This window comes from Aliiglaciecola lipolytica E3 (assembly GCF_000314975.1).
Classification (GTDB): Bacteria; Pseudomonadota; Gammaproteobacteria; order Enterobacterales; family Alteromonadaceae; genus Aliiglaciecola; species Aliiglaciecola lipolytica.
The window spans coordinates 1-1,027 of record NZ_BAEN01000074.1 but is presented as its reverse complement, the minus strand read 5'-3'; the positions used below and the strand labels follow the sequence as shown (position 1 = coordinate 1,027).

Here is a 1,027-nt window from a genome sequence, read left to right as displayed (position 1 = left end):
TAACGACGACACCATAAACTGGGAAACATCTCACCAGTTGAATATGAGATGAAATTAATGAAAAGTGCCTAATAAAGTGTCCAAGAAGAGTTGACCATTACAGCCTTGTTGGGTTTGTTTTATTTGGAACACCTTTCTATCTTTTTCTCTTTTGCTACTTGCTTTAAATACTCGATGGATTGGTCCATCGTTGGCTTTAATATTTTACAATGCTTAAGTTCAGATTCATCGTGAGTAATTTCGTAGCCGACTGCGTGATAACAACCACCACCAATATTTTTCCCGCGCCTCTCTTCTTCACACTTAGCTACTGCTTTATAAAAGAAATATGCTTTTGTAGATTTTAAACATGAATTATATGAGGCACGAATTTCATTCGTAACTTCAGCACGTAACTTTTTATAATCTGTCGTTAGCTCACATGCAAAGTTATTAAAACTAAGAAAAAGTAACGAAAATATAATTATTCTCATAAAAACCTAACAGTTAAATGATGCGGACCCTAAGAACCGCATATTAATTTATAACCCATTTTTGCGCCGACGCCTAAACCAACGTAAAACCTCATATACTGCCAAAATTGAAAAGCTAATAAGAATTACATTGCCCATTTCTAACAACTCAGGCCTACCGCATGCGCCACCAGGGCCAGCTATCCCTTCCATGAACAGGATATACATGATACTAGGAATGTAACCCAAAGAGAGTCCAACTGAAAGTGGCACCCAAAATCGCGATTTTTGACTGTTATATCGAAGAATCAATGCAACCAAAAACAATACTGAACCGACTCCAAAATCTCTGGCGAAGATAAGTTTATGTTCGCCGCTTAGAGCCACTGGTGGAACAAAACAAGCAAAACAATCCGTTGCGAATAAGGCTAGAAAAATCGAAAGAAAAACTCTCAAGCTAACTCCATAATGGGTTATAACGCCTCAATATGAGGCAAAAAATAGTTGGTTAAAATTAGCGACGCAGGAGCAAAACCAACTGTTTTTTGTCCTGCTTGATTGACTTTGAATCGACA

The 1,027-nt window shown here is 37.5% G+C and carries 2 protein-coding genes; both read right to left on the bottom strand.

From position 1 onward, the window contains the following. Window positions 1–119: 119 nt before the first annotated feature. Complete coding sequence (locus tag GLIP_RS18585; protein WP_040523616.1) at window positions 120–473, bottom strand: hypothetical protein; 354 nt, start codon at window positions 471–473, stop codon at window positions 120–122. Between the two features lie 48 nt (window positions 474–521). Further along, entirely contained in the window at window positions 522–908 is a 387-nt protein-coding gene (locus GLIP_RS18580) for a hypothetical protein (protein WP_008846237.1), read from the bottom strand. Window positions 909–1,027 lie beyond the last annotated feature (119 nt).